The sequence below is a fragment of the Cupriavidus sp. SK-4 genome (genome assembly GCF_000611125.1).
Classification (GTDB): Bacteria; Pseudomonadota; Gammaproteobacteria; order Burkholderiales; family Burkholderiaceae; genus Cupriavidus; species Cupriavidus necator.
This window is the reverse complement of the sequence record NZ_JFJW01000095.1, coordinates 90,634-112,974: the sequence shown is the minus strand read 5'-3', so window position 1 is coordinate 112,974 and position 22,341 is coordinate 90,634. Positions and strand designations below refer to the sequence as shown.

Below are 22,341 nucleotides of genomic sequence, written 5' to 3'. Positions count from 1 at the left end.
ACGCCCCCATAACAACCAGGACCCGAACCATGCGAAACCGCATCCTCGTGTCGGCTTGCGCCGCGCTGGCGATGTTTGCCCTCCAGGCGCCGGCCCATGCCGCCGCCACCGACCAGTTGCAGAGCTTTGTCACCGGCGTGAAGAGCGCGCGCGGCGAATTCACGCAGCGCCAGGTCAAGGGGCAGGGCGCCAACGGCAAGGTGACCGGCACCTCCAGCGGCACCTTTGTGTTCTCGCGCCCGGGCAAGTTCACCTGGCGCTATACCAAGCCCTACGACCAGCTGCTGCAGGCCGATGGCCAGACCCTGTACATCTACGACAAGGACCTGAACCAGGTCACCGAGCGCAAGCTTGACGGCGCGCTCGGGTCCAGCCCGGCGGCGATCCTGTTCGGCAGCAATGACCTGGAAAAGAACTTCGTGGTCAAGAACGGCCCGACGCGCGACGGCGTAGAGTGGCTGGAGCTGACGCCCAAGTCCAAGGACACGCAGTTCGAGCGCATCGGCATCGGCTTCAAGGCCGGCAATCTTGAGGCCATGGAGCTGCGCGACGCGTTCGGCAACACCACCCTGCTGACCTTCACGGGCATGCAAAAAAACCCGCCGCTGGCGGCCGATGCATTCCGGTTTACGGTGCCCAAGGGCGCCGATGTGATGAAGCAGTGAGGCCCGCCATGAACGATCCGCAGGAAGGTCCCGCAGTCACCATCCGTTCCCGGCGCCGCCAGCGCGCCGTGTTGCTGGCCAGTGCCGGCGCGCTGCTGTTGGCGGCATGTGCCAGCAGCGGCGGCGGCGCCAGCAAGTTCGATGTCGATTCCTTCCTGCGCGCACCGGACTCGGGATTGCCCGAAGTGCTGGGCAATCCCGGCTTCCTCAAGGCCACGCGCGTGCCCGCCGCAGAGTGCGCGGTGATGCTGCAGTCGGCCAGCACCGGCGTGCTGGAAGACCTGCCGCCCAGCAGCAATGCGCGCGGCCCGGCCTGGCTGTTGCATCCGAAGGGCCAGCCGGACCAGGTATGGCTGGTGGTCAGCGAGTCCGGCGGCGAGCGCACCTGCCACGGCCCGTTGCCGGCCGACGCCATGCAGGCGCTGGCCGCCCGAGCCAAGGGCTGAACCCGAGGCGCCGCCGTCAGTGCGGCTTGATGGCGATCTTCAGCACGCCGTCGCGCTGGTTGGCGAACAGGTCGTAGGCCGCGACGATGTCGTCCAGCTTGTACTGGTGCGTCACCAGCGCTCCCAGGTCGACGCGGCCCGACTCGATCACATTGATCAGCCGCCGCATGCGTTCCTTGCCGCCGGGGCACAGCGCGGTGTTGATCTTGTGGTCGCCCAGCCCCGCGGCGAAGGCCGACAGCGGAATGGTCAGGTCGCTTGAATAGACCCCCAGGCTGGACAGCGTGCCGCCGGGCTTGAGCACGCGCAGCGACTGCTCGAAGGTTGCCTGCGTGCCCAGCGCCTCGATCGAGGCGTCGACGCCGCGCCCGCCGGTCAGCTTCATGACCTCGTCCACCACGTCGCAGTGGCGGAAGTTCAGGACCACGTCCGCGCCCATCTTGCGCGCGATCTCCAGCCGGTGGTCGTTGCCGTCGATGGCAATGATGGTGGTGGCGCCGCACAGCCGCGCGCCGGCGGTCGCGCATAGCCCGATCGGGCCCTGCGCGAACACGGCCACGGTGTCGCCGATGCGGATATTGGCGTTTTCCGCGCCCTTGAAGCCGGTGGACATGATGTCAGGGCACATCAGCACCTGCTCGTCGGTGAGGCCATCGGGGATCGGCGCCAGGTTGGCCTGGGCGTCGGGCACCAGCACGTATTCCGCCTGGGTACCGTCGATCATGTTGCCGAAGCGCCAGCCCGCGGTCGCCTTGTAGCCGTGGCAGCCGCACTGGCCGCTGGCCATCAGGTAGCTGCCATCCTGCGAGGCCACGCCGTCCTGCGCCGCGTAGGAGTTGAAGTTGGGGCAGATTGCGCCGGCGATCACGCGCTGGCCTTCGCGGTATCCCGTCACCGCGCTGCCTAGCTTTTCGATGATGCCGACGGGTTCATGGCCCACGGTCAGGCCCTTCGCCACCGGGTACTCACCCTTGAGGATGTGCACGTCGGTGCCGCAGATGGTGGTGGTGGTGATACGCACCAGGGCATCGTTGGGGCCGATATCCGGGATGGGCTTGTCTGCCAGTTCGATCCGGCCAGGCTCGACAAAAACGGCGGCTTTCATCATTGCGGTCATGCGTTGCTCCCAGGGAAGGCGCAAGGGATGCGCGGTGGGTGGAGTGGTGCGGGACGTTGCCGGCCCGCTTACTCACTGATAGCACGCATGGGTTATAGCCCGGTTTATCCAGATCAAGCCGAGGCCACACGGAAAATGTGCACAATACATGGCGATTCGGCAAAAGTATCATATCGGTGTGCAAGGAAGCTGAACGCCGCGGTGTGCCGCGTGTCCCAGCATCCTCATACTCGCCATACCCATCAGGAGAACAACATGATTGCGAAGCGAACCATCCGCCGTTGGCTGCGCCAGTCCGCCATGCTGGCGGCGGGCGGGGCCCTGCTGGCGGCTTGCGCGGCGCCCGCGCCGACCGGCCCGCAAGGCGCGCGTGGCACGCCGGAGGGCTGTGCCGCCGACAAGCTGGCCGACGATGCCCTGGTCGGCAAGCCCGAGGCCGAGGCCATCGGCCTGCTGCAGGGCTGCGCGTGGCGACTGGGCGAGCGCGACGGCCAGCAGTTCCCCGGCACCATGGACTACAACCCGCAGCGCCGCACGCTGGGAGTCAAGGCTGGCAAGGCGGTCTGGGTACGCCGCGGCTGAGATCCGGCGCCTGCCTTGCCGGCTCGCCTTGCACAAGGGGCGACTACGTTAATGCGGGCATCTCCCTGGCATTGATCCGTCAACGGGCGTCAACATTACAGAAATGTAATTTGACCGCCTGAACAAGAATCAATATTGTTTCCCGCTGACCGGAATCCAATAACCGGGCGGCCTCGGGGTCCCCGGCGGCTGCCCAAACCATGCTGGGGAGCCATCCGCGTGAAGACCACTATCCGAACCTTGCTGCCGCGCGCTGCGGCGCTGGCCCTGCTGACCCTGCCGCTCGCCGCGGCGGCGCAGGAAAAGGTGCTCAACCTCTACACCGCGCGTCACTACCAGACGGACGAAGCGCTGTACGCCAACTTCACCAAGCAGACCGGCATCAAGATCAACCGCATCGAAGGCCAGGAAGACCCGCTGCTGGAGCGCATCCGCAATGAAGGCGCCAACAGCCCGGCGGACGTGTTCATCACGGTGGATATCGGCCGCCTGTGGCGCGCCCAGCAGGCTGGCGTGTTTGCGCCGGTAAAGTCGAAGGCGCTGGAATCGCGCATCCCGGCCAACTATCGCGACCCCAATGGCGAATGGTTCGGCTTCTCGGCGCGCGGCCGCGTGATTGCCTACAACAAGACCGCGGTCAAGGCCGGCGATATCGCCAGCTATGAAGACCTGGCCGATCCCAAGTGGAAGGGCAAGGTCTGCACGCGTTCCAGCGGCCATGTCTACAACCTGTCGCTGGTCTCCAGCCTGATCGCCCACGATGGCGAGGCCCGCACCGAGCAATGGGCGCGCGGCCTGGCCGCCAACCTGGCGCGCGTGCCCAAGGGCGGCGACACCGACCAGCTCAAGGCGGTTGCCGCCGGCGAGTGCGACGTGGCCATTGCCAACACCTACTACATCGCGCGCCTGCTGAAGTCGACCAAGCCGGAAGACAAGGCCGTGGCCGACAAGCTGGGCGTGCTGTGGCCGAACCAGTCGAGCCAGGGCGTGCACATGAACGTCTCGGGCGGCGGCATGCTCAAGCATGCGCCCAACAAGGAAGCGGCGGTCAAGTTCCTGGAGTACCTGGCCAGCGACGAGGCGCAGCGCTACTTTGCCGACGGCAATAACGAATGGCCGGTGGTGCAGGGTGTGAAGGTCAGCAACCCGGCGCTGGAAGCGCTGGGCACGTTCAAGTCCGACACCATCAACGTGGCCGAACTGGGCAAGTACCAGCCGCAGGCACAGAAGCTGGTGGACCGCGCCGGCTTCAAGTAAGCCGCCACGGCCTTTGCAGCAGGGCGGTTCCTGCTACAGCAGGAACCGCTTGTTCCCCGTCACCTGCGTAGGCTCCAGCTTGCGGAACGTCAGCTTCACGCTGCTGTTGAGCCGCCGCCCCGCCTGGCGCCGCACCAGTGCCCGGTGCAGCAGGCCCTTGTGGCCGACCGTGCCTTCGGCATAGGGCTGGTCCGGCGTCCCGCCCAGCGTCATCGAGGCCAGCGCCTGGTTGCGCTCCGCCGCACTCTTTTCCAGCAGCTTGTCCAATGCCATGCGCGCGCGCACCTGTGCCGCCAGCGCGGTGTCGCCGGGATTGGCGCGGGCGCGCTCGGCGTCCCACGGCAGCTGCACCTTGCCGGCAAGGCGGCGCAGCGCGGCGCGCAGTTCGGCGCCATCCATCCGGGTTTCCTGCACGATCCAGACGGCGTCATGGCGCAGCACCGCTTCGGCATCGGCCATGCGGCGCACCAGCGCGGGCTGCAGCTCGGGCGACGAGAACTGCCGCGCGCGGCGGATCGCGTTGAGCGCGATGCGGCGCACCTGCGGGTTGGCGTGATCGAACAGGTCGGCGATGACGCGCGCGGCCGTGTCGGCCGAATCGACCATCTCCGCCAATTGTCCGGCCAGCGAGACTTCTTCCACGCCGCTCAGCTTGTTGCGGCTGAGCCGGTTCAACTTGAACAGCAGGATGTGATATCGCAGCATAGGTTCTTGCGCGGCAGGCGTGCCGCTGTTTGCTCCCGGGCGAACGCCGGGCCATAAGAACCCGTTTCAGAATGAAAAAGGGGCCCGGCAGCAGCCTTCCCTTCGGGTTCAAGCCAGGCGCGGCGCATGCGTCGTTACGGGCCTTGACCTTGGAATGACCAAGGCCGGCGGCCCGCGCCTGGCTTGAACGCGTCCCCTTTTTCATTCTGAAACGGGTTCTAAAGGCTATCGGCGTGTTGCGGCGCGACTTTAGGGCAAGTAGCGCGGGAGGATCAGCGCTGCGCTTCGCGCCGGATCGTGCGCGACAGCACGATCACCGGCAGCAGGCCCACGGCCACGATCACCAGCGAGGCGGTGGCGGCCTCGGTCAGGCGCTCGTCGGCAGCGAGGTTGTAGGCCTGCACGGCCAGCGTGTCGAAGTTGAACGGGCGCATCACGAAGGTGGCCGGCAGCTCCTTCATCACGTCGACAAAGACGATCAGTGCCGCGGTCAGCAGGCTGCCGCGCAGCATCGGGAAATGCACGCGCCGCAGCGTGGCGCCGGGGCCGTGGCCCAGGCTGCGCGCGGCCGCATCCATGCTGGGCGTGATCTTGCCCAGCCCGGCATTGACGGTCTGCAGCGCCACGCCCAGGAAGCGCACCAGCAGCGCATAGACCAACGCGGCGATGCCGCCGGTCAGTAGCAGCCCCACCGAGAGCCCGAACTGCTGCTGCAGCCAGGCCGACAGCGCGTTGTCGAGCCGCGCCACCGGCACCAGCACGCCCACGGCAATGACCGAGCCCGGCAGCGCATAACCCATGCCGCACAGCCGCGTCAGGCCGCGCATCAGCCAGCTGCGCTTGCCGTTGGCCGCGCGCGCGGCGTAGCCCACCGCCAGCGCGACCGTCACCGCGGCCAGCGCGGTGGCGCTGGCCAGCAAGAAGCTGTTGCGCACCAGCCCGACAAAGCGCGCGCCGAACTGCGCATCGCCGTCGGTGAAGGCCATGCGGCACAGCATCAGCGCGGGAATCAGGAAGCCCAGCAGCACCGGCACCATGCACACGGCCAGCGCCAGCCAGCCGCGCGCGCCGTCCAGCGTCCAGGCCACGGCGCGGCGCTGGTTGCCGTAGACCTGCGCGCGGCCGCGGCTGGCGCGCTCCATCAGCAGGATGGCGGCGACAAACAGCAGCATGCATGCCGACAGCTGCGCCGCGGCGTTCTTGTCGCCAAGCGAAAACCAGGCGCGGAAGATGCCGGTGGAGAAAGTCGGGATGGCAAAGTAGGCGACGGTGCCGAAGTCGGCCAGCGTTTCCATCATCGCCAGCGCGGTGCCGGCAACGATGCCGGGGCGCGCCAGCGGCAGCACCACGCGCCAGAGCCGGCTCCAGGTGCCGTGGCCGAGCAGGCGCGCGGCCTCCAGCGTGTTCTGGGTCTGTTGCAGGAAGGCGGCGCGCGCGGTCAGGTAGACGTAGGGATACAGCACCAGCGAGAACAGGGCGATGGCGCCGCCCAGCGAGCGGATATCGGGGAACCAGTACTCGCGCGCCTTCCAGCCGGTCAGCTCGCGCAGCCAGCCCTGCACCGGCCCGGCAAACTGCAGCGCATCGGTGTAGGCATAGGCGATGACGTAGGCGGGCATCGCCATCGGCAAGACCAGCGCCCATTCCATCACGGTGTGGCCCGGGAAACGGTAGGTCGATACCAGCCAGGCGGTGGTCACCCCCAGCAGCAATACCCCCACGGCGACGCCGCACAGCAGCCAGACGGTGTTGCGCACGTATTCCGCCAGCACCGTGTCGATCAGGTGGCGCCAGGTGTCGCCGGCAGGCAGCAGCACGGCCGAGGCGATCACCAGCACCGGCACGGCGATCAGCAGCGCCACTGCCAGGGTGGCCAGGGTCAGGGGATGGAAGCGGCGGCGGCTGGACAGGAGCATGCGTCGGAAAGTGGGCGGAAGTGCCGCGCACAGCGTGCGGGCTGCCGCATTCTAGCAATGTGGGGCGCGCTTTCGCCCCGAAAGGCGGTCCCGGCCCCCGGCTGCGTCCCTATAATGCGCACATGCGAACCGATTCCTATTCACGCTTGCCCGGCGCCCAGGCGCGCAGCCGGCCGGCAACCCGCGCAGGCGCAGCCGACGTCACTGGCGCTGGCGCCGCTGTCATCGAGGTCGACCATATCCGTCACGCCTTCGGCCGCCATGCGGTGGTCAAGGGATTGTCGTTCTCGGTGGCGCGCGGCAATATCGCCTGCCTGCTGGGGCCCAGCGGCTGCGGCAAGACCACGGTGCTGCGCGCCATCGCCGGGTTCGAGCCGCTGCAGGACGGCCGCATCGTGCTGGACGGGCAGGTGGTGTCGTCGTCCGGGGCGCTGCTGGCGCCCGAGCAGCGCCGCATCGGCATGGTGTTCCAGGACTATGCACTGTTCCCGCACCTGGACGTGGCGGCCAACGTGGGTTTCGGCCTGGTGCGGACCAGCCGCGCCGGGCGCGCTGCGCGCGTGGACGAGGTGCTGCAGCTGGTCGGACTGGCCGGCGCTGGCCGCAAGTATCCGCATGAGCTGTCCGGCGGCCAGCAGCAGCGCGTGGCGCTGGCGCGCGCGCTGGCACCGCGCCCGGAGCTGCTGCTGCTCGACGAGCCGTTCTCCAACCTCGACGTCGACCTGCGCGAACGCCTGAGCCTGGAGGTGCGCGCGATCCTGAAGGCGCAGGGCACCACCGCGATCCTGGTCACGCACGACCAGCACGAGGCCTTTGCCATGGCCGACGAGATCGGCGTCATGCACGACGGGGTGATCGAGCAGTGGGGCAGCGCGCACGACCTGTACCACCGGCCGACATCGCGCTTTGTCGCGGGCTTTATCGGGCAGGGCGTGCTGATGGCGGGGCGGCTGCGCGGGACCGCGGAGATTGAGCTGGAACTGGGCCTGCTGCGGCCCGCGGCGCCGCTGGCGCTGCCCGCTGGCGCCGCCGTCGACGTGCTGGTGCGCCCCGACGACATCATCCACGATGACGCCAGCCCGATGCGCGCCGAGGTGGTCCACAAGGCCTTCCGTGGCGCCGAGATCCTGTACACGCTGCGCCTGGCCAGCGGTGGCCGCGTGCTGGCGCTGGTGCCGTCCCACCACAACCATGCCGTGGGCGAGCGCATCGGCATCCGCGTCGAGATCGAGGACGTGGTGGCATTTGCCGCCTAGCGCGCCACGCAAGGGGCAGGGCGCTGATGGTCTACACTGTGGCGTTCTGCATTCACAAGGCTTGAATACCGTGGCGGACACGCTGTTTTCCGATACTCCCGACCGTTCCCGGCAACCGCTGGCCGAGCGCCTGCGCCCGCGCACCATCGACGAGGTGATCGGGCAACAGCACCTGCTGGGTGCGGGCAAGCCGCTGCGCGTGGCGTTCGAGTCCGGCGAGCCGCATTCGATGATCCTGTGGGGCCCGCCGGGTGTGGGCAAGACCACGCTGGCGCGGCTGATGGCCAGTGCCTTCGACGCCGAGTTCATCGCGCTGTCGGCGGTGCTGTCGGGGGTCAAGGACATCCGCGAGGCGGTCGAGCGCGCCGAGCAGTTCCGCGCGCACGGGCGGCGCACGCTGGTGTTCGTCGACGAGGTCCACCGCTTCAACAAGAGCCAGCAGGATGCCTTCCTGCCGCATGTGGAAAGCGGGCTCTTCACCTTTATCGGCGCCACCACCGAGAACCCCTCGTTCGAAGTCAACGGCGCCTTGCTGTCGCGCGCGGCGGTCTATGTGCTCAAGAGCCTGGACGATGCCGAGCTGACCCAGCTGGCGCTGCGCGCCAGCGAAGAGCTTGGCGGCGTGACATGGCAGGACGAAGCGCTGCAGCTGATCGTGGCCTCGGCCGATGGCGACGGGCGCAAGCTGCTGAACAATATCGAGATCGTGGCGCGCGCCGCGCGCACTGCTGGCGCCGCCCAGATCGACACCGCGCTGCTGGGCAGCGCGCTGTCGGAAAACCTGCGCCGCTTCGACAAGGGCGGCGACGCCTTCTACGACCAGATCAGCGCGCTGCACAAGTCCGTGCGCGGTTCGGACCCCGACGCCGCGCTGTACTGGTTCTGCCGCATGATCGACGGCGGCGCCGACCCACGCTACCTGGCGCGGCGCATCGTGCGCATGGCGTGGGAGGATATCGGCCTGGCCGATCCCCGTGCCGCCCGCATCACGCTGGACGCGGCCGAGACCTATGAGCGCCTTGGTTCGCCCGAGGGCGAACTGGCGCTGGGCCAGGCCCTGATCTACCTGGCCGTGGCGCCCAAGTCCAACGCCGGCTACAACGCCTACAACGCGGCGCGCGCCTTCGTCGGCAAGGACAAGTCGCGCGCGGTGCCGGTGCACCTGCGCAACGCGCCGACCAAGTTGATGAAGGAGCTTGGCCACGGCCACGCCTACCGCTACGCGCACGACGAGCCCGAGGCCTACGCCGCCGGCGAGCACTACTTCCCGGACGACCTCAAGGCCCAGGGCTGGTACCAGCCGGTGCCGCGCGGGCTGGAGGGCAAGATCGCCGAGAAGCTGCGCCACCTGCGCGAGCTGGATGCCGCCTGGCACCGCGAGCAGCGCGTGGCCAAGGCAAAGGACGGCGGCAAGGGCGGGGAGTGAGCGGTGGCGTGAGCCGGCAACGCGGCGGTGGCCTGGCCTCGCCCGGTTCGCGCCGGACGGGGCCGGTGCAGTAAAATGGCGGGTCCGCCGGCATGTCGCTGGCCCTGCACTTCACCAAAGCAACATGCTCGACATCCAGCTGTTCCGCAAAGACATCGACGCCGTGGCGCAACGCCTTGCCACGCGCGGCTACCAACTCGACGTTGCGGCGTTCCAGGCACTTGAGGCCGAACGCAAGCAACTGCAGACCCAGACCGAGGAACTGCAGGCCCGCCGCAACAGCCTGTCCAAGCAGATCGGCATGCTCAAGGGCAAGGGCGAGGACGCCTCGGCCGTGATGGCCGAAGTGGGCGGCATCGGCGACACGCTCAAGGCCTCGGCCGCGCGGCTGGACGAGATCCAGGCGCACCTGGCTGAGCTGATGCTGGCTATCCCCAACCTGCCGCATGAAAGCGTGCCGGTGGGCAATGACGAAACCCAGAACGTCGAAGTGCGCCGCGTGGGCGAGCCGCGCCAGTTCGACTTCGCCGTGCGCGATCACGTCGACGTGGGCGAGAAGCTGGGCCTGGACTTCGACACCGCGGTCAAGGTTACCGGTTCGCGCTTCTCGATGCTGCGCGGCGGCCTGGCGCGCATGAACCGCGCGCTGGTGCAGCTGATGCTCGACACCCATACGCAGGAGCACGGCTACACCGAGATGTACGTGCCGTACATGGTCAATGCCGCCTCGATGCGCGGCACCGGCCAGCTGCCCAAGTTCGAGGAAGACCTGTTCAAGGTGCCGCGCAAGGTCGGCAGTGAGGAAGGCGAGCGCATCGAGAACTTCTACCTGATCCCGACCGCCGAGGTGCCGCTGACCAATATCGTGCGCGACGCCATCGTCGCCGGCGAGAAGCTGCCGCTGCGCTTCGTCGCGCATACGCCGTGCTTCCGCTCGGAAGCCGGCTCGTACGGCAAGGACACGCGCGGCATGATCCGCCAGCACCAGTTCGACAAGGTCGAGCTGGTGCAGGTGGTGCCGGCCGCGCAGTCGTTCGAGGCGCTGGAGCAACTGACCGGCCACGCCGAGGCGATCCTGAAGAAGCTGGAACTGCCGTTCCGCACCATCGTGCTGTGCACCGGCGACATGGGCTTCGGCAGCACCAAGACCTACGACCTTGAAGTGTGGATCCCCGCGCAGAACACCTACCGCGAGATCAGCTCGTGCTCGAACATGGGCGACTTCCAGGCGCGCCGCATGCAGGCGCGCATGCGCACGGGGCAGGGCAAGCCGGAACTGGTGCACACCCTCAACGGTTCCGGACTGGCCGTGGGCCGCACGCTGGTGGCGATCCTTGAGAACTACCAGAACGCAGACGGCTCGGTCACGGTGCCGGCCGCGCTGCAGCCGTACATGGGCGGCATCACCCGCCTGGAGCCGGAGCTGTAAAAAATCCGCTGCCAGCCTCTTGCACCGGCTGGCTGGACATGGCTATAATCTCGGTTTCGCCACACGGCAACAAGTTACCGGAGAGGTGGCAGAGTGGTCGAATGTACCTGACTCGAAATCAGGCGTACCGGCGACGGTACCGTGGGTTCGAATCCCACCCTCTCCGCCAAAACAAGAAGCTGCCCGGCTCGACCACCGGACAGGCAAAAACAGTGTAGTAAAACTCAGGCCGACGCCCACGAAAGTGCGCGTCGGTTTTGTTTTTTCGCGGCCGGTCTTTCATGCGACGGGCATGGGCCGCCGCACTGGCCTCCATACCGGACGCACTGCCAAGTGCACTATCATGGCGATCCGCAACGCAGGATGCCGCACCATGACACAGCCACCCGCCAGCCAACCCCCAGCACCGGTCTTCCACGGCGATCCGGCCGAACTGCCGGCCGACCCCAACCTGGTCGCCGGCATGCCGTACCGGCACTACAAAGGCGGCGCCTACACGGCAGTCGGCATCGGCCGCTTCGAGGCCGATCTCGCGCCGGTGGTGGTCTACCGCGCGATGCGCGATCCCTCATTGCTGTGGGTGCGCCGCTCCGATGTGTTCAGCGAACCGGTGGCCACGCCGCAGGGCGAGGTGCCGCGCTTTGCGCCCGCCTGGCCCGCGGCGCTGGCCTGCCTGGACTTCCTGCCGCGCCAGGCGGTGCTCGATGTGCTGGCGCTGCACGACACGCCGTACCGGCACTACCACGACCGCCGCCATATCCTGGAGATGTTCGAGACCGCCCACGCGCGCGGCATTGCACTGGACCGCGCACAGGCGCTGGCGGTGCTGTGCCACGATGCGGTCTATGTGGCGGGGTGCGAGCACAACGAGGCGGCGTCGGCGGCGCTGATCGAAACGGTGGCGCCCGGCGAGGACCGCGCGGTGCTGGACCGTGCCGCGCAGATCGTGCTCGATACGCGCGGCCATGGCCCGAGCATTGCCGGAGCCGACACCGTGCTCGATCTCGACCTGCTCAGGCTGGCCGCGGCACCGGAAATATTCGATGCCCATAGCCTGGACGTATTCGCCGAGAACCGCGCCTTGCTGGCCGCGCGCACCGGTCTCCAGGGGGAGGCGCTGCAGACTGAATTCATGCGCCGCCGCGCGGCGTTCCTGGGCAAGCTGGCGCAGCGCCCGCGACTTTTCCTGACCGACGCCTTTGCCGACTGCGAGGCGCCGGCGCGCGCCAGTATCGCCCGCATCTCCGGCGCCGCGGGCGCGTCCCGTGATTGACGTGCCGGCACGCGCGAGGGCCTTCGCCGAGGCCTGGCTCACGCCGGGCACGGCGCTGGGGTTGCTGGCGCTGTTCACGCTGGTGACGGTGCTGCTGCTGAGCCTGGTGCCGCTGCTGGTGGCGCTGTTGCGGCCGGTGGTGCGCTGGCTGGACCGGTGGCGCGTGTGGGGAGCCGGCGCACTGTCCGCGCGCGCGGCCGCACAGCCGCGCCGGCTGACTGCGCTCACGCTGCGCGTGCTCGAGCGCGACATGGCCGAACTGCTGGTGGTGCTGCTGGCCGGCGCTGTGCTGCTGGCCTGCGGCAGCGCCTTGTTCTGGCTGGCCGGCGAGGTCGCCGAAAGCGGGGGCGTGGTGCGCATCGACCAGATCGTGTTTGCATGGCTGCGTGCCCTGCGCACCGACTGGCTCGATATCGCAATGGTGGCAGTGACCGAACTGGGCGGCGCGCGCATTTCCCTGGCGGTGGGGGTGGCGGTGTTCGCGTGGCTGTGCTGGCGGCGCGCCTGGACGGTGGCCCTGTACTGGGCCGCCGCGCTGCTGGGTGCGCGCGCCTGCGTGATGGCGCTCAAGCTGGGTATGGCACGCATACGCCCGGCCAGCATCTACAGTGGCCTGGAATCGTATTCCTTCCCCAGTGGACACGCCACCAGCAGCATGGTCACCTATGGCTTCCTGGCCTTCCTGATGTGCCTGCGCCAGCCGTGGCGCGTGCGCATTCCGGTGCTGGCGCTGACCGTGGTGGCGGTGGCGGCGATCGGGGTATCGCGGCTGTACCTGGGCATGCACTGGCTGTCGGATGTCGCTGCAGGCTATGCGCTGGGGCTGGCATGGATCGCGCTGCTCGGCACGGCCTACCGCACACTGCATGTGCCGGCGCCGAAGGAATCGGTGGCGCCATGGCGGCTGGGCGCGGTGGCGGCGGCAGCGGTGGTGGTGGCGTTCAGCTATGTGGCGTGGTTCCGGCTGCCGGATACGCTGGAGCGCTATCGGCAGGCCATCGCGCCTACGCCAGCCGTGCTGGCGCTTCAGCTTCCGGCGCCTGCGGCAGGCGCGACACCAGCAGCTGGTCGATCTTGTGATGGTCGATGTCCAGCACTTCGAAGCGATAGCCTGCCACGGTGATCGACTCGGACTTCTTCGGGATGCGCTTGAGCGAATAGATCACCAGCCCGGCCGCGGTGTCGACATAGTCCTCGCCGGGCAGCGTGTCCAGATCCAGCGCCTTCTTCAGGTCCACCAGCGGGGTGAGGCCGTCGACCAGCCAGGAGCTGTCGTCGCGCCGCACGATCTGCTCGTCCTCGCTGGAATACAGGATGTCTCCCATCAGCGCGCCGACGATATCGTCCAGCGTGACGATGCCCACCACCAGCCCGTACTCGTTCATCACCACGGCAAAGTTCTGGTGCATCTCGCGGAAGCGCGTGAGCGCCTCGGACAGGGTCAGCGTGTCGGGGATCACCAGCACGTTCTTGTCGTGGTGGCGCCCGATATTGCCGATCGCGGCGGCACTTTCATCGGCCAGCAGCAGTTGCAGGATGTCCTTGGAATCGATATAGCCCTGCACGTCGTCGAGGTCGTGCCCGCACACCGGGTATTGCGCGTGCGGCTGGTTGACCAGCTTGCGGCGCACGCTGTCGGCGGGGTCGTCGAGACTCAGGTAGACCACGTCGTCGCGCGGCGTCATGATCGCGGTAATGCTCTTGAACTCGAGCTCGAACACGTTCTCGATCAGGTGGAGTTCATGCTTGTGCAGCACGCCGGCTTCGGCGCCGGCATCGACCATCGCGGCGATGTCCTCGGTGGTGATCTGGTCGACCGGCTTGGTCGGCAGGCGCAGCAGCCGCAGCGTGGCATCGGCGGCAGCGTTGAAGATCCACACCAGCGGCTTGAGCACGCGCAGCAGCGTCAGCATCGGGTCGATCACCGCCACCGCGCACCGCTCGGGGAAGGTCATGGCGATGCGCTTGGGGATCAGGTCGGCAAACTGGATGAACAGCAGCGTCACGATCAGGAACGAGCCGATATTGGCCACGCGCTGGGCGTGGACCACCTGCATATAGGGCGACAGCGTTTCCAGCAGCAGGTCCGACACATGCTTCTCACCCAGGATACCGGCCAGGATAGCCACGCTGTTGACGCCGATCTGCACGATCGTGAAGAAATTCCCGGGCTCTTCCTTGAGCCGCAGCACGCGCGTGGCGCGGCCGTCGCCGCGCTCCGACAGAACTTGCAGCTTGGTGCGGCGCGCGGCGGTCAGCGCGATCTCGGAGACCGAGAAAAAGGCGCTGACAAGGACAAGGGCGATCAGGGTCAGGACGAACATAGGCGGTTTGGCGCACGCAGGTTGTGCCTGCAGGCGGCTTGATGATGGTGCACGGCGCGCGCGGCTGTCAATCGCGGCTCCGGGGCGTGGCGTCAAAGCTGGCGGCTGGCGCTTCCAGCCGCTGTGGCAGCGTTGCGGCCAGTTCCCCGGCGGCCAGCGCAAACTGCGCGCGCAGGTCGTCGGCCAGGCTGGAGCCGGCGCGGTGGCTGGCGCGCAGCATCTGGATCTCGAACGGCAGCACCGGCGCCACGTCGTGCAGCGCGACCCGCTCCGGGCTGGCGCTAAGCGCGGTGTACTGGTCCAGCAGGGTCACGCCCAGCCCGGCATCGACCAGGGCCAGCGCCAGCGAATAGGTCTGCACCTCCAGCGTCGAGCGCGGCTCCAGCGCGTGCCGGGCCAGGGTCTGGCGCACCAGCAGCCCGAGCGAGCTGTTGTCGTCATAGCCGATGAAGGAGCGCTCCATCAGCCGCTGCATCGGCACCACCTGGCGGCGCCCGCCGGCGGGCAGCGGCTGGCCGCGCGGCACCGCCAGCAGCATGCGGCCGCTGGCCACCGGCTCGCTGGAAATGGCCTCGTGGCCCGGTGGCGCAAAGGCAAAGCCCAGGTCGATCTGGTTAGCCAGCAGCGCCCCGACGATCTCGTCGGTATGGTGGGTCAGCACCTGCACCTGCGTGTCCGGGTGGCGCGCGCAGAAGCGCCGCACCGCCGGCACCAGCAGCGGGTTGGCCAGGCTGGGGGTGGCGGCCACGCGCAGCCGCCCGGCGCCCTTGTGGCGCAGGCTTTCCGAGACCCGGCGCACGCGCTCGATCTCGCCATATAGCCTTTCGACATCGCCATAGAGCGCATTGGCCTCGGGCGTGGCCTGCAGCCGGCCGCGCACCCGCTCGAACAGGCGAAAGCCGAGCGAGGCCTCGGCATGCTGCAGCACGCGCGTGACCACCGGCTGGGACACGTGCAGCAGGCGCGCGGCCTCGCTGACGGTGCCCGTCAGCATCACGGCGCGGAAGACTTCAATCTGGCGCAAGCGCATGGCAATCCGGGAAGCGGGCAGGCATCCATAGCCTGATGACATATTCTGGCACGTATTCGCATTGGGCAATCCGCGCCGCCTGCACTACGCTTTGCCGGATCAGGACGAAGCAATCAAGGGATGGCAATGCAGGTAGTGATCGTGGGCGCCGGCGTGGTCGGCATGACGACGGCATGGCGCCTGGCCGAGGACGGCCACCAGGTGACGGTGCTGGAGCGCCACGACGGGCCGGCCGAAGAGACCAGCTTTGCCAATGGCGGGCAGCTAAGCTACAGCTATGTGGCGCCGCTGGCCGGGCCGGGCGTGATGGCCAAGGTGCCGGGCTGGCTGCTGCGGCGCGATTCGCCGATGCGCTTCCGGCCCGCGGCCGACCCGGCGCAGTGGCGCTGGCTGGCAGCCTTCATGGGCGCCTGCAACGCCGCCACCAGTGACGCCACCACGCGCAAGCTGCTGCGGCTGGGGTTCTATTCGCGCGACCTGATGCAGGCCTTTGTGGCCCGGCACCAGCATGATGATGTGGGCGCCGGCTTCGATTTTGCGCGGCGCGGCAAACTGGTTGTGCACCGCGATGCGGCGGCGTTCGACGCGGCCTGCCGGCTGCTGGACTACCAGGCCAGCCTGGGTTGCGAGCAGCAGGCGCTGGACCGCGATGCGTGCGTGGCGCTGGAGCCCGCGCTGGCCGGCATCCGCAACGAGATTGCCGGCGCCATCTACACGCCGAGCGAGGAAGTGGGCGACTGCCACCGCTTCTGCCTGTCGCTGGCACGGTTGCTGCAAGACGGGGCGCACGCCGGCGTGTCGATGCGCTTCGGCACCGTCGTGCAAGAGCTGGTGCAGCAGGGCGGGCGCGTGACCGGCGTGCGTACCGCCAGCGGCGTGGTGCCGGCCGACGTGGTGATCGTGGCCGGCGGCATCGGCAGCGTGCCGCTGCTGCGCCCGCTGGGCGTGCGGCCGATGCTGTGGCCGCTCAAGGGCTACAGCATCACGGTGCCACTGGCCAGCGGCGCGCGCGCGCCGCATATCAGCGTGACGGACTTTGCCAACAAGATCGTCTACGCGCGCATCGGCAATACCCTGCGGGTGGCGGGCATGGCCGACCTGGTGCGCGGCGGCACCCGCATCGACCCGGAGCGGGTCGGCACGCTGGTGGCACAGACACGCGCGCTGTTCGAGGGCATCGTGCCCGAGCTGCCGCTGGCGNCCGGGCCTGCCGCTGGCGCAGCTGCAGCCGTGGGCCGGCCTGCGCCCGGCCACGCCGGACGGCCTGCCGCTGGTGGGGCCGTCGCGGGTGTCCGGGCTATGGCTGAACCTGGGCCACGGCGCGCTCGGTTTTACGCTGGCGATGGGCAGCGCCGGCCTGCTGGCCGACCGGCTGGCAGGCCGCCGTCCGGCCATCGAAGCAGAGGATTTTGATGCTGCGCGCGCATAGTGCTGCCGCAGGCAAGTATTGGTTCATGCAGTACCCGTGCGTCCGCAATCCACGACGCCGTTCACGAAACATGCCTCAATGACCAAGCCCCACTACAAGGAGCGCCACATGAAATCACTGCACCCCCACCGATCCGCCACCCGCCACGCGCTTGCGGCCGCCGCGCTGCTGCTGGCCGCCGGCGCCGCCCATGCCGCCGATGGCGACACGCTGAAGAAGATCAAGGACAGCGGTGTGATCTCGCTTGGCTATCGTGAATCGTCGATCCCGTTCTCATACACCGACGGCAAGGAGGTCATGGGCTATTCGCACGAGATCCTGCTGCAGATCGTCGACAAGGTGAAGAGCGAACTGAAGATGCCCGGCCTGCAGGTGCGCCTGACCCCGATCACCTCGCAGAACCGCATCCCGCTGGTGCAGAACGGCACCATCGACATCGAATGCGGCAGCACCACCAACAACCTGGAGCGCCAGAAGCAGGTGGCGTTCTCCAACAGCATGTTCGTCTACGGCATCAAGATGCTGACCAAAAAGGATTCGGGCGTGAAGGAGTTCACCGACCTGAAGGACCGCAATGTGGTCACCACTGCCGGCACCACCGGCGAGCGCCTGCTGGTCAAGATGAACGGCGACAAGGCCATGAACATGAACCTGATCAGCACCAAGGACCACGGCCAGTCCTTCCTGATCCTGGAGACCGGCCGCGCCGCTGCCTTCGTCATGGACGAGCCGCTGCTGTACGGCGAGCGCACCAAGGCCAAGAGCGCGGGCGACTGGGTGGTGGTCGGCGCGCCGCTGCAGACCGAGAACTACGCCTGCATGTTCCGCAAGGACGATCCTTCGTTCAAGAAGCTGGCCGACGGCGTGATCGCAGACCTGCAGACCAGCGGCCGGGCCGAGAAGCTGTACAACAAGTGGTTCATGTCGCCGATCCCGCCGCGCGGCATCAACATGAACTACCCGCTGTCGGCCGACATGAAGGCGTTGTTCGCGGCGCCCAACGACAAGGCTTACCAGTAAGGGCAGGGCGCCGGCGCCGGGACGCATCAGGTCCGGCGGTTATTTAGCCATAATGAATCAATATTTTGCACTCGATAGTGTTTGCGGTAGTGTTGAGCCCGATATAGGCTCATAGCAGCACAACTGGCCAGCGGCCCTCAGAAGCGGCCTCCGGCGCTGTCTGCCCCCCACACTGCTTATCCGCTTCCACTGGAGAACATATGCGATCGATTCGTACTGGCTGGCTCAAATCCCTGCTGGCTGCCTCGCTGCTTGCCGGCGCCGGGCTGGCGTCCACCGCGGCGCAGGCCGCCGACCTGCTCGATACCGTCAAGCAGGCCGGCGTGCTCAAGATCGGCCTGGAGGGCACGTATCCGCCGTTCGGCTTCCGTGGCGCGAAGAACGAGCTGGAAGGGTTTGACGTGGACGTGGCGCGTGCGGTGGCGGGCAAGCTGGGCGTGAAGCCGGAGTTCGTCACCACCGAGTGGAGCGGCATCATTGCCGGCCTGCAGGCGGGCAAGTTCGACGTGATCGTCAACCAGGTCAACGTCACGCCTCAGCGCCAGCAAGTGCTGGACTTCTCCACGCCCTACGTCTACTCCGATGCGCAGCTGATCCAGCGCAAGGACGACAACCGCCAGTTCAAGTCGCTGGAAGACCTGAAGGGCCACAAGCTCGGCGTCAGCCTGGGCAGCAATTTCAACGACCTGGCCAAGTCGGTGCCGGGCATCGAGGTCAAGACCTATCCCGGCGCGCCTGAGTACCTGCGCGACCTGGCGGCACAGCGCGTCGACGCCGCGCTGAACGACCGGCTGATGGTCGCCTACCTGGTCAAGACCGCCAACCTGCCGCTGCGGCAGGGCGCAATCGTGGCGGGTGCCACCACGCAGGTGGCCATCCCGTTCCGCAAGGACAACCCCAAGTTCGCGCAGGCCATCAACCACGCGCTGGATGACCTGGGCAAGGACGGCACGCTTGGCAAGCTCTCGGTGAAGTGGTTCGGCACCGACGTGACCAGGCCCGCCGGTAAGCCAATCAAGTAAGCCAGTCAGGTAAGCCAGTCAGGTAAGCCGGCCAGCAAGCCGGGCGGTATCATGTCGCGGCGCCGCGGCCTGCATGGCTGCCGCGCCGCTTTCTTTTTCATTCTTCTGCCGCCGCCACGCCCATGTCCGCTCTCCAGCTTGTCACCAATTCCCTGCCAGTGCTGCTGCAGGGCACGCTGCTGACCATCAAATTCGCGTTATGGTCGATGGTGTTCGGGCTGATGCTGGGCACGGTGGTGGCGCTGATGGGCATCAGCCATAGCCGCGTGCTCAAGGCGGTGGCTCGCACCTACGTCAGCATCATGCGCGGCACGCCGCTGCTGGTGCAGATCTTTGTTGTCTACTACGGGCTGCCGGGCGTCGGCATCGCGCTGGAGCCCACGCCCGCGGGCGTGCTGACGCTGAGCCTGAACGTCGGCGCCTACCTGTCCGAGAGCATGCGCGGGGCCATCCTGGGCGTGTCGCGCGGCCAATGGCTGGCAGCCTACAGCCTGGGCCTGACGCCGGCGCAGGCACTGCGCTACGTGATCGGCCCGCAGGCGCTGCGGCTGGCGGTGCCAAGCCTGTCCAACAGCCTGATCAGCCTGATCAAGGACACCTCGCTGGTATCGGTCATCACCGTGACCGAGCTGCTGCGCACGGCGCAGGAGGTGATCGCGGCGACTTACCAGCCGTTGCCGCTGTACCTGGCAGTGGCGGCGATCTACTGGGTGCTGAGCACGGGGCTGTCGGGCGTGCAGCATATGCTGGAGCGGCGCTTGTCGCTGCCCGGGCGCCACTGATCGGCGCCGTAAAGTAAAAGGCCAGCTCCGCGGAGCTGGCCTTTTACTTATCGCCGGGCCGGTCAGCCCTGTGCGATGCGGCTGGCGATATGCCCCAGCGCCTCTTCCACCTGGTCCACCAGGACCAGGCACAGGTCGCCCGGCTGCAGGTGCGACAGCGCGGTATCGATGGCAACGAACTCGCCACGGATCTCCTCGACCTGGTTCGCGCGTTGCGCGCCCTGCAGGCCTTCGCGCAGCAGCGCCAGCACTTCGCCGTCGGCGCGGCCGCGCTGGCACTGGTCCTGGTACAGGATGACTTCATCGAACACGCCGCCCAGGATCTGGGTCTGGCGGCGGATGTCGTCGTCGCGTCGGTCGCCCGCGCCGCTGATCACCACCACGCGCCGTTTGGCGGGGATGGTCTCGACCGCGTTGCACAGCGCCAGGATGGCATCCGGGTTGTGGCCGTAGTCGGCGATCAGCGTGGCGCCGCGGTAGTCGAACACGTTGAAGCGTCCCGGGGCGGTCTGCGCGTCGTTGACGAAGGTGGCCAGGCCGCGGCGGATGATCGACCAGTCGATGCCGAGCGCCCACGCGGCCGCGATCGACGACATTGCGTTATCGACCTGGAAGCCGATGGTGCCGTTACGCGTCAGCGGGATCTCGGCCAGTGCGATGCGCACTTCGGTATCGCCTTCGGATACGACGATGTCGGCGCCGTCCACGAACACCACGCGCTTGCCCTGCGCGCGGTGCGTGGCCATGGCCGGCTGGTTGGGATCGTGCGCGAAGAAGGTGACGCTGCCGGGGCAGGCGTCGGCCATGCGCACCACCATCGGGTCGGCCGCGTTCAGGACCGCCATGCCGTGCGGCGCGACGTTCTGCACGATCACGCTCTTGAGCACCGCCAGGTCTTCCACCGAGTTGATGTAGGACAGGCCCAGGTGGTCGCCTTCGCCCACGTTGGTCACCACCGCCACGTCGCAGCGGTCGAATGCCAGGCCTTCGCGCAGCAGGCCGCCGCGCGCGGTTTCAAACACGGCGGCGTCCACGTCCGGGTGCAGCAGCACGTTGCGCGCGCTGCGCGGGCCGCTGCAGTCGCCGGTGTCGATGCGCTCGCCCTGGATATACACGCCGTCGGTGCCGGTCATGCCCATGCGCAGGCCGCTGGTGGCCATGATGTGGGTGATCAGCCGTACCGTGGTGGTCTTGCCGTTGGTGCCGGACACGGCCACCACCGGGATGCGGCCATCGTCGCCATCGGAGAACATGGTCGAGACAATGGCTTCGCCAACCGCGCGGCCCTTGCCGTATGACGGCTGCAGGTGCATGCGCAGGCCCGGCGCGGCGTTGACTTCGACGATGCCGCCGGCCTGTTCCTCGAACGGCTTGAGCATGGTCTCGCACACGGCGTCGACGCCGGCAATGTCCAGGCCCACCATCTGCGCTGCCGCCACGGCGCGCGCGGCGATGTCCGGGTGGACGTCGTCGGTCACGTCGGTGGCGCTGCCGCCGGTGGACAGGTTGGCGTTGTTGCGCAACACCACGCGCGTGCCGTTGGCCGGCACGGAATCGGCGGTCAGGTTCTGCTTGGCCAGCGTGGCCAGCGCGATGTCGTCAAAGCGGATCTTGGTCAGCGAGGTCGCATGGCCTTCGCCGCGGCGCGGGTCGCGGTTCACTTCCTCGACCAGCTGGCGCACGGTATGCACGCCGTCGCCGATGACCTGCGGCGGATCGCGGCGCGCGGCCGCCACCAGCTGCTTGCCGACTACCAGCAGGCGGAAGTCATGGCCCGGGATATAGCGCTCGACGATCACGTCCGAGCTGATGTCCGAGGCGACCTCGTAGGCCGTCATCACTTCCTCGCGGGTGCGGATGCGCACCGCCACGCCCTTGCCCTGGTTGCCGTCGCGCGGCTTGACCACCACCGGGGCGTCGATTTCCTGCGCTGCGGCCCAGGCCTCTTCGGCGCTGCGCACCGAGCGGCCCAGCGGCACCGGCACGCCGGCGGCGTGCAGCAGGGTCTTGGTCAGGTCCTTGTCCTGCGCGATCGATTCGGCCACGGCGCTGGTGCGGTCGGTCTCGGCGGCCTGGATGCGGCGCTGCTTGCTGCCCCAGCCGAACTGCACCATCGAGCCCTGCGTCAGGCGCCGGTAGGGGATGCCGCGCGCCACGGCGGCGTAGACGATGGAGCCGGTGCTGGGCCCCAGGCGCACGTCTTCGTCCAGCTCGCGCAGGCGGTGCAGCGCGTCGGCGAGGTCGAACGGGGTGTCGTTGCGCGCGGCGCGGCACAGGGACTCGGCCAGTTCGAACGCGAGCCGGCCGACTTCTTCCTCGCTGTATTGCACGATCACCTGGTAGGTGCCAGGCTCGACCGTCTGAGCGGTGCGGCTGAAGGTGACCGGGCAGCCGGCGGCGGCCTGCAGGCGCAGCGCGGTCACTTCCAGCACGTGGGCCAGCGACAGCTCGCCCGATTCCTCGTCCGGGCGCAGCGGCCCGATCTCAGGAAAACGGGCGCGCAGCCGGTCTTCAAAACCGGGCAGCGCCGACAGCATGTTGGTGGCATCCTGGCAGGCCACGATCGCCTCGATGGCGGTGTGGCGGCACCACAGGTTCGGGCCCCGCAGGGCCCGGATACGTGAGACTTCCATAGAACGGTTTCCGTGTCTTCTATGCGCGG

General features: G+C 68.1%; 19 protein-coding genes, 1 tRNA gene and 1 pseudogene. 15 read left to right on the top strand and 6 right to left on the bottom strand.

Features of this window, described 5'->3' with window-relative positions; translation table 11 throughout:
* Nucleotides 1-29: 29 nt before the first annotated feature.
* Nucleotides 30-665: an outer membrane lipoprotein chaperone LolA gene (gene lolA / locus CF68_RS20830; RefSeq protein ID WP_035822397.1), complete on the top strand. Its 636-nt coding sequence runs from the start codon at nt 30-32 to the stop codon at nt 663-665.
* An 8-nt stretch (nt 666-673) separates the two neighbouring features.
* Nucleotides 674-1,111, top strand: a complete 438-nt coding sequence (locus tag CF68_RS20825) for a hypothetical protein (protein WP_035822395.1) — start codon at nt 674-676, stop codon at nt 1,109-1,111.
* 16 nt (nt 1,112-1,127) lie between these two features.
* On the opposite strand, the gene CF68_RS20820 is transcribed toward CF68_RS20825, so the two are convergent.
* A complete protein-coding gene (locus CF68_RS20820) occupies nt 1,128-2,228 on the bottom strand; it encodes an NAD(P)-dependent alcohol dehydrogenase (RefSeq protein WP_035822393.1) in 1,101 nt (366 codons plus the stop codon).
* Nucleotides 2,229-2,483: 255 nt separating this feature from the next.
* On the opposite strand from CF68_RS20820, the gene CF68_RS20815 reads away from it, so the two are divergent.
* Nucleotides 2,484-2,810: a hypothetical protein gene (locus CF68_RS20815; protein WP_035822391.1), complete on the top strand. Its 327-nt coding sequence runs from the start codon at nt 2,484-2,486 to the stop codon at nt 2,808-2,810.
* Between the two features lie 219 nt (nt 2,811-3,029).
* Nucleotides 3,030-4,067 (top strand): Fe(3+) ABC transporter substrate-binding protein, encoded by a 1,038-nt coding sequence (locus tag CF68_RS20810; protein WP_035822387.1) that lies wholly within the window; start codon nt 3,030-3,032, stop codon nt 4,065-4,067.
* Nucleotides 4,068-4,100: 33 nt separating this feature from the next.
* Here CF68_RS20810 and CF68_RS20805 read toward each other — a convergent pair whose 3' ends face one another.
* Nucleotides 4,101-4,772, bottom strand: a complete 672-nt coding sequence (locus tag CF68_RS20805; RefSeq protein ID WP_035822384.1) for a hypothetical protein — start codon at nt 4,770-4,772, stop codon at nt 4,101-4,103.
* Between the two features lie 272 nt (nt 4,773-5,044).
* Nucleotides 5,045-6,688, bottom strand: a complete 1,644-nt coding sequence (locus CF68_RS20800; protein ID WP_035822382.1) for an iron ABC transporter permease — start codon at nt 6,686-6,688, stop codon at nt 5,045-5,047.
* A 122-nt stretch (nt 6,689-6,810) separates the two neighbouring features.
* Here CF68_RS20800 and CF68_RS20795 point away from each other — a divergent pair, with 122 nt between their 5' ends.
* The 6 genes from CF68_RS20795 (at nt 6,811) to CF68_RS36380 (ending at nt 13,195) form a co-directional block, all read left to right on the top strand.
* Nucleotides 6,811-7,944: an ABC transporter ATP-binding protein gene (locus CF68_RS20795; protein WP_084187357.1), complete on the top strand. Its 1,134-nt coding sequence runs from the start codon at nt 6,811-6,813 to the stop codon at nt 7,942-7,944.
* Nucleotides 7,945-8,014: 70 nt separating this feature from the next.
* Entirely contained in the window at nt 8,015-9,370 is a 1,356-nt protein-coding gene (locus CF68_RS20790; RefSeq protein ID WP_051591613.1) for a replication-associated recombination protein A, read from the top strand.
* Between the two features lie 124 nt (nt 9,371-9,494).
* Nucleotides 9,495-10,799: a serine--tRNA ligase gene (gene serS / locus CF68_RS20785; protein WP_035822380.1), complete on the top strand. Its 1,305-nt coding sequence runs from the start codon at nt 9,495-9,497 to the stop codon at nt 10,797-10,799.
* Nucleotides 10,800-10,878: 79 nt separating this feature from the next.
* A tRNA-Ser gene (locus tag CF68_RS20780) sits at nt 10,879-10,968 on the top strand.
* A gap of 204 nt (nt 10,969-11,172) precedes the next feature.
* Nucleotides 11,173-12,072, top strand: a complete 900-nt coding sequence (locus tag CF68_RS20775; protein ID WP_161786871.1) for a DUF1653 domain-containing protein — start codon at nt 11,173-11,175, stop codon at nt 12,070-12,072.
* Nucleotides 12,065-13,195 (top strand): phosphatase PAP2 family protein, encoded by a 1,131-nt coding sequence (locus CF68_RS36380; RefSeq protein ID WP_152548525.1) that lies wholly within the window; start codon nt 12,065-12,067, stop codon nt 13,193-13,195. Before CF68_RS20775 ends, CF68_RS36380 begins: the two co-directional genes overlap by 8 nt.
* Here the strand turns inward: CF68_RS36380 and CF68_RS20770 are convergent.
* On the bottom strand, nt 13,077-14,396 hold the full coding sequence (locus tag CF68_RS20770) for a hemolysin family protein (protein ID WP_035822377.1): 1,320 nt from the start codon (nt 14,394-14,396) through the stop codon (nt 13,077-13,079). The genes CF68_RS36380 and CF68_RS20770 overlap by 119 nt on opposite strands.
* Before the next feature lie 67 nt (nt 14,397-14,463).
* Nucleotides 14,464-15,426 carry a LysR substrate-binding domain-containing protein gene (locus tag CF68_RS20765; RefSeq protein WP_035822375.1) on the bottom strand — a complete coding sequence of 321 codons (963 nt, stop codon included), beginning with the start codon at nt 15,424-15,426 and terminating at the stop codon, nt 14,464-14,466.
* A gap of 120 nt (nt 15,427-15,546) precedes the next feature.
* Between CF68_RS20765 and CF68_RS20760 the strand changes: the two are divergent.
* The 5 genes and pseudogenes from CF68_RS20760 to CF68_RS20745 all read left to right on the top strand — a co-directional run.
* Nucleotides 15,547-16,545 (top strand): annotated as a pseudogene (locus CF68_RS20760) (D-amino acid dehydrogenase); the annotation flags it as partial.
* Nucleotides 16,463-16,855 (top strand): FAD-dependent oxidoreductase, encoded by a 393-nt coding sequence (locus CF68_RS39195; protein WP_369798896.1) that lies wholly within the window; start codon nt 16,463-16,465, stop codon nt 16,853-16,855. The pseudogene CF68_RS20760 and the gene CF68_RS39195, both read left to right, overlap by 83 nt.
* A gap of 108 nt (nt 16,856-16,963) precedes the next feature.
* Nucleotides 16,964-17,875, top strand: a complete 912-nt coding sequence (locus CF68_RS20755; RefSeq protein ID WP_035822451.1) for a glutamate/aspartate ABC transporter substrate-binding protein — start codon at nt 16,964-16,966, stop codon at nt 17,873-17,875.
* Nucleotides 17,876-18,075: 200 nt separating this feature from the next.
* Nucleotides 18,076-18,897: a transporter substrate-binding domain-containing protein gene (locus tag CF68_RS20750; RefSeq protein WP_035822372.1), complete on the top strand. Its 822-nt coding sequence runs from the start codon at nt 18,076-18,078 to the stop codon at nt 18,895-18,897.
* A 122-nt stretch (nt 18,898-19,019) separates the two neighbouring features.
* Nucleotides 19,020-19,679 carry an amino acid ABC transporter permease gene (locus CF68_RS20745; protein ID WP_035822369.1) on the top strand — a complete coding sequence of 220 codons (660 nt, stop codon included), beginning with the start codon at nt 19,020-19,022 and terminating at the stop codon, nt 19,677-19,679.
* 62 nt (nt 19,680-19,741) lie between these two features.
* On the opposite strand, the gene cphA is transcribed toward CF68_RS20745, so the two are convergent.
* On the bottom strand, nt 19,742-22,312 hold the full coding sequence (gene cphA, locus CF68_RS20740; RefSeq protein WP_035822366.1) for a cyanophycin synthetase: 2,571 nt from the start codon (nt 22,310-22,312) through the stop codon (nt 19,742-19,744).
* Nucleotides 22,313-22,341 lie beyond the last annotated feature (29 nt).